The 6,902-nt window shown below is 28.6% G+C and carries 3 protein-coding genes and 1 pseudogene; all 4 read left to right on the forward strand.

Annotated elements, in window-relative coordinates:
* Positions 1–181: 181 nt before the first annotated feature.
* The 4 genes and pseudogenes from BBA70_RS01715 to BBA70_RS01735 all read left to right on the forward strand — a co-directional run bounded on the left by BBA70_RS01715 (position 182) and on the right by BBA70_RS01735 (position 6,809).
* Complete coding sequence (locus BBA70_RS01715) at positions 182–1,042, forward strand: hypothetical protein (RefSeq protein ID WP_252861538.1); 861 nt, start codon at positions 182–184, stop codon at positions 1,040–1,042.
* A 376-nt stretch (positions 1,043–1,418) separates the two neighbouring features.
* Positions 1,419–3,236, forward strand: coding sequence for a translation elongation factor 4 (gene lepA / locus BBA70_RS01720; protein WP_011412611.1), 1,818 nt, complete (start codon positions 1,419–1,421; stop codon positions 3,234–3,236).
* A gap of 822 nt (positions 3,237–4,058) precedes the next feature.
* Positions 4,059–5,436: pseudogene (locus BBA70_RS01730) on the forward strand (TldD/PmbA family protein).
* Positions 5,433–6,809, forward strand: a complete 1,377-nt coding sequence (locus tag BBA70_RS01735; protein WP_011412613.1) for a TldD/PmbA family protein — start codon at positions 5,433–5,435, stop codon at positions 6,807–6,809. The pseudogene BBA70_RS01730 and the gene BBA70_RS01735 overlap by 4 nt, the downstream one beginning before the upstream one ends.
* Positions 6,810–6,902 lie beyond the last annotated feature (93 nt).

The following is a 6,902-nucleotide window of genomic DNA, read 5'->3' on the forward strand; positions in this document are numbered from 1 at the left end:
GATAACAATAGCAAAACCAAACTTGCCAAACTAAAAAAATATAGATATCCTCCTTAAATCTTTTTAATTACAGAAACATTCAAAAAAATTTAGCTTGAGCAGTTAAAAAAAATAAATAAAATAATTTATTTAATATTCATTTAACCCTATTATTTTATTTTTTATTAAGGAAACAAATCTTTTGAATATTAAATTATTTAACCAAAAAAATAAATTAGTGTCTTTTTTATGTTTTATTTCATCAATAATACTAATATTATTATTATTATTATTAATATTAAGTTTACAAAAAAGACATTCAATCTGTAAACCATCAGAAAAAATACAATTAACTAATAACCAAAATCAAAACCCCAATCAACAAAATTTGGTCAAAACTTCTAATTTGGAAAAATCAAAATCACAAGAAACAAAACAAATTCAACCCCAAATTAAAAACCCCAAACAAATCATTGAAGAAAAAGACACACTACCTCTTTATATTCAAACAGTAAATGGCAAAAAACATTATCATTTTATATTACCTGATAGTGAATTTATGCAAGATGGCACTCTTAAAAATTCTGAAACCCATGTTTATATGGAAAATTTAAAACCTACTTTAATGCATCAAATGATCTGCAAAATACAACCTCAATATGATGGTTGGATAGCTTGTTTCCCTTCATTTAATGGACAAGATCTTTCAGGCGTTTTTTTATATAGCGTTATGACGGGAATCAAAACTCCTCCTTTGGATTTAGTAGGGATTTATTTTGAATCTCCTTTTGATAACTTTGATGTTGGTGATTGGAACAAATACACTTTAGATGATATTTTACAAATGAAAAATGAAAGCCAAAATATTTATTTTTTTTGGAGAACCCCAAAAATGACTAACATTTACAAAAAATATCATTTATTTAAACCAGGCAAGGAAAAATACCATCCTACATTTAATAAACCTAGAAGTCCTCAAAATTCCTTAATGCTTACCGAAGAATTTATAGATAAATTCATCCCAAATTCACCTTCAAAAAATCTCAAAGAAACCAAAAAATAAAATATTTAGTTAGTTCCAATACTTTTCAAAAACTTTCAAACTTGCCATATTTTCAAATTAAAAAAACAAATTAAGATCAACTTTAAGTTGGTCCTTTTTGCTACTTATTTATTCTTATTTTATAATTTTTGAGCCAAAATAAAATTTTGATTTAATTGAATTTTAACCATAGTTTATAATTTTAATAACTTTAAAATTACAAAAAAACTAATTTTGCACCTAGAACCTTTTTTTTGTTATAATAACTTTTGAATTAGATATTAAATAATTTGGCTTTGCAATGATTTATAATTGTTATTTTAAAAAACTTAAGAAAGAATAAAACCACCTTAAAAACTAACTAAAACCAGCCAAATTATAAAGGAAACAAACAAAAATGAATATAGAACAATTAAAAGAAAGGCAAAAATGCATCCGCAATTTTTCCATTATCGCCCACATTGACCACGGCAAATCAACTCTAGCCGACCGTATTTTAGAATTTACAGGCACGATTGACAAAAGAATAATGAAAGAACAAATTTTGGATTCTATGGATTTAGAACGCGAGCGCGGAATTACTATTAAATTAAATGCCGTAGAAATTAACTACCAGTCCAAAGATGGCAAAAATTACATTATGCATTTGATTGACACACCGGGACACGTTGATTTTAGTTATGAAGTGTCACGTTCTTTGGCAGCTTGTGAAGGTGCTCTTTTAATTATTGATGCTTCCCAAGGCATTCAAGCCCAAACTCTTGCTAACGTTTATTTAGCTGTTGAAAACAATTTAACCCTTATTCCTGTTTTGAATAAAGTTGACTTGCCAAGCGCAGATGTGCCCAAAGTTAAAGAAGAAATTAAAGAAACTTTGGGACTTGACCCCGAAAAAGCCTTAATTGCAAGTGGAAAAACAGGGCTTGGAGTCATTGATATTTTAGAACAAATAGTAACTAGAATATCACCTCCTCAAGGAGACATTCAAAAACCTTTACAAGCCTTAATTTTTGATTCTTATTTTGATTCTTATAAAGGAGTTGTGCCTTCCATTAGAATCGTCAATGGAACAGTTAAAAAAGGCGATCAAATTCGTTTTATGGCAAGTAATAGTGTTTATGAAGTAGTTGAAGTAGGAGTTTATAATCCTAAACAAATTGTAAAAGATTTTTTGGCACCAGGTGATGTAGGATATATTACTGCTGCTATTAAAAGTATTAATCATGTAAGAGTTGGAGACACCATTACTTCGCAAACCAATCAAGCTTTGCTTCCTTTATTGGGATACAAACAAATGAATTCAGTAGTTTTTTGTGGACTTTATCCTGTCGAAACTAATAAATATGACATTCTCAAAGAAGCTTTGGAAAAACTAAAACTCAATGATTCTTCCTTAATTTTTGAGCCTGAAAGTTCTAATGCTTTGGGACTTGGTTTTAGAACTGGTTTTTTAGGACTTTTGCATATGGAAATTATTCAAGAAAGAATTAGTCGTGAATTTGGAGTAGAAGTAATTGCTACTGCTCCTTCTGTTATTTATCATGTTTATTCTACCAAAGGAGAAAAATTTTTAGTTGATAATCCCTCCAAACTACCATCCACTCAAATGATTGATCGCATTGAAGAACCCTTTATTAAAGCTACTATTATGTGTCCTGAAATCTATATTGGTAAAGTAATGAAGCTTTCCCAAAACAAAAGAGGAGCCCTTCAAAATATTGAATATATCGATAGTCAAAGAGTAATGATTAATTATTTACTACCTTTTTCAGAAATTATTTATAGTTATTTTGATAAGTTAAAATCATTAACCAAAGGCTATGCTTCTTTTGATTATGAAATAGATAAATATCGTGTTTCTAAATTACAAAAAATGGATATTTTATTAAATGGAGAAATTGTTGATGCTCTATCTTTAATTGTTCATCATGATTTTGCCTATGAAAGAGGAAAGGCTATTTGTGAGACTTTAAAAGAGTTTATTCCTAAACAAATGTTTGAAATCCCTATTCAAGCAGCTTTAGGAAAAAAAATTATTGCCAGACAAACTATCAAAGCTATGCGCAAAGATGTAACAGCTAAACTTTATGGAGGCGATGTTACGCGTAAAAAGAAATTATTAGAGAAGCAGAAAAAAGGCAAAAAGAAAATGAAAACATTAGGAAAAGTGCAATTACCTCAAAAAGCCTTTCTTGCTATTCTTGCTACTAAATAATTATTTGTTTCAAAGATATAAAAGAATATTTAAAAAACTCCTTTTAATATATAAGGAGTTTTTGTTTTATTTAATTGTTTTCATTTATTTTTGTTCTTTTTTTGGGGTATTTGTATTTTTTTTTTGGATTGGTTATTTTTACCATTGGGAGCTATTTGTGGGTTTTCAATATATTTTACTTAAAAAATTAATTGACTAAATGTTCTTCCTTTCATTACTATATACACCCTTTAACAAAACGAATAAAAAACAAATGGAAGAGATAAAAGCGAACATATTCAAAAAAATATTTCTACTATAATAAGAATTTTTTTATTAAGGGTATTTAATATGGTTTTTTTAAAATGCTATCTATATGAAATGTAATAAATCCCCGAATATAACAAAATCACTAAAAGAAAAGAAATTAAAAATTATTTTTCATTTGAGTTTTCCAAAAATATATTTGACTTCCTACTTGTTTAACTAATTCTGGTTTAAAAATAATAAATTTGATTCCAAATATTTACTTGCATCTTTTCTTTTTATAATATTAATAATGATTTAAAAAATAAATATTTATATTATATACAGTTTTTTTAAAGTTAATATTTAATGATGAAACAGAATAAATGAATTAAAAAATGCTTATTTAAATGTTTCATGCTTTTATATGCTCCCCCTTATTGTGTTTTTATTATAATATATTTTTTATAAAACAAACAAATTAAAATAATAATAATAAATATCATTTGGGAAATTTTTATATAATATGCTTAAAAATCTTAAAAAAATGATAAAATAAAAGAGATTTGCAAACAATATAAAGGAGAATATTATTTGATGTTAAATAAAGAAGATATTCAAAAAATTCTAAATTTATCTTTAGATGAAGGAGCTGATTTTGCAGAATTATTTTTTGAAAATACTTATTCTCACACTCTTAAAGTAATTGGCAAAGATGTAGTTTCTGCTGATACTTATAATACTTTTGGAGTAGGCATTCGATTATTAAAAGGCTTTGATGAAGTTTATGGCTACACTAATAAAACTGATTATCAAAATGTTTTATCCTTGCTTTTAAAATTAAAAAAACTTTTCAAGGAAAAGCAAATAAAGTCATTGCCTTGCAAACCGAAAAACCTCTAAAAAATACTATCCAAAAACATTATAACAGTATGACTCAAGAACAAAAAGCCCAAAAATTACTTAAATTATCGGCTATTATTCAAAATTATGATCCTCAAATTATTCAATCCATAACCTCTTTAAGCCAAAAAGAACAACATGTTTTAATTGCTAATACTTTAGGCGTTTATCAAAATGACACACGTAGTTATATTAGATGTGGACTTGTAGGAGTGGCACAAAGAGGACAAGAAATGCAAGAAGCCTTTGAATCTCCTGGACGCGCAATGGGATTGGAATTCTTGGATTTAATTGATTTAGAAACAATTGCCAAACAAGTAGCGAAACAAGCAGTTGATTTGTTGGATGCTAAATCTTTAAAACCTCAAACTATGCCAGTTATAATTAATAATGGTTTTGGAGGTGTTATTTTCCATGAGGCTTGCGGACACCCCCTTGAAGCTACTGCAGTTGCTAAAGGTCTTTCTCCTTTTTGTGACAAATTAAATCAAAAAGTTGCTTCCGAAGTTGTAACTGCTTATGATGATGGAACTATTCCGGGAGCTTGGGGAAGTATTAATTTTGATGATGAGGGCAACCCCACCCAAAAAAACTTTTAATTGAAAAAGGCATCCTTAAAGATTATTTAATTGATTTTAGAAACGGACGCAAAATGAAGATGCAATCGAACGGTTCTTCTCGCAGACAATCTTATAAATACTCTCCTACTTCACGCATGAGTTCTACTTACATCGAAAAAGGCACAGAAACGCCCGAACAAATTATTGCAGATACTCCTTACGGTCTTTATGCCAAAAGTCTAGGTGGTGGCACAGTTGTACCTGCTACTGGCGAATTTAATTTTGTAGTTAACGAAGGCTATTTAATCGAAAATGGTAAATTAACAACCCATGTTAAAGGAGCAATGTTGGTTGGTCATGGATCAGATATTTTATTTAAAATTGACCGTGTTGCCAATGATTTAGTTTTAGGTCAAGGAATGTGTGGTTCTTGTTCTGGTTCTCTACCAGTTGATGTAGGACAGCCAACTATTAGAGTAAAAGAAATGATTGTAGGAGGAAATCAAAAATGATAAACGATTTAACAAAAACAACAAAACAACAAAACCAAACCATCCACACAAACCCTACTACTAACAATTATCAAAAGTGGTTAGAAAAAGGAATGCAACAAGGTTTTGAAGCATTAGAAATTGCAATTCATGAAACCCAAACTTTTAAACTATCTTTGGAAAAAGGCAAAATAGATGCTTGTGTTTGGAGCGATGTCGCTTCTGCAGTTATAAGGGGTATTTTTGTCAACAAAAAAACTTCTATTGCTTTAGAACATTTAACTGACAGCGCTTTTGATAATGCTTTTACAACCCTCAAAGAAAATTGCCAAACAATTACTTCCAAAGAACCTGCTCTTATTTTTGAAGGGTCTTCCAGTTATCCTGAAGTATTGGAAAATAACTTTGATTTTGGAAAAGTTCCATTAGAACAAAAACAAAATTTGTTGTTGCAGTTAGAAAAAATAATGTTGCAAAGCTCCTATTTTCAAGCTACTAACGGCATTGTTTATCAAGAAGTTTGTTATAAAAAAACATTGTTAAATTCCAAAGGACTCAATTTATCGCACAAAAACAGCTATGCTTATTTATATGCTTCTGCGGTTTTTCAAAAAGAAGGTGAAGTTGAAATTTATGGCAAAAGTGTTTTAGCTAAAGATTTTGTAACCTTTAATCCTGTTAAATTAGGTAACGAAATTGTTGAGATGGGCGAAAAAAAATTAGGATCTAAATCTTTGGTATCTCAAAAATATCCAGTTGTTTTTTCTAATGAAATGTTTGCAGACCTTTTGGAAAGTTTCAGCGATATTTTTACTGGAACAAGTGCTTATCGTAACTTAACTAAATTAAAAGATAAAGTTAATTGTTTAATTGCTTCTGAAAAAGTTAGCATTATTGAAGATCCTTTAAACGATGGGGCTTATTTTAAAGAAAAATTTGATGATGAGGGAGTAGCTTGCCAAACCAAACCAATTATTACTAAAGGAGTTTTTCAAGGATTTATTCATAACTTAAAAACTGCTCGTATTTTTAAACAAGCCCCGACTGGAAACAGTTTTGGTGGTAGCACTTCTATGATTAATTGTTATTTGGTTCCTGGCACAAAAAATTTTGCAGAAATGATTAAATCTATTCAAAATGGTATTTATATTACTGATTTAGTAGGGATGCATGCAGGAATTCAAACTGTTAGTGGAGATTTTAGTCTACAAGCTAGTGGTTTTAGAATTGAAAAAGGAAAAGTTACAACTCCTGTTAAAATGATTGTTGTTTCTGGTAATTTTTTTGATATTCTTAAAAATATAGAAACTATTGCTAATGATTTTGAATTTCAAACTTCAGGATTTGGTAGTTCTAGTGTTTTTGTGGGGGATTTAAATATTGGAGGAAAGTAATTTTCTTTGTATTCTTTTAGAATTCTTATCGAAAAAATAAATATTAAAATAATAATTTAAGTTTTCAAAACCTTTTAATTATTTATATAAAAA

Source organism: New Jersey aster yellows phytoplasma, from assembly GCF_002554195.1.
Taxonomy (GTDB): Bacteria; Bacillota_I; Bacilli_A; order Acholeplasmatales; family Acholeplasmataceae; genus Phytoplasma.

Bases quoted from the DNA above. Each gene is read 5' to 3' on its own strand.
- lepA (WP_011412611.1), top strand. From the start codon at position 1,419: ATGAATATAGAACAATTAAAAGAAAGGCAAAAATGCATCCGCAATTTT.
- BBA70_RS01735 (WP_011412613.1), top strand. From the start codon at position 5,433: ATGATAAACGATTTAACAAAAACAACAAAACAACAAAACCAAACCATC.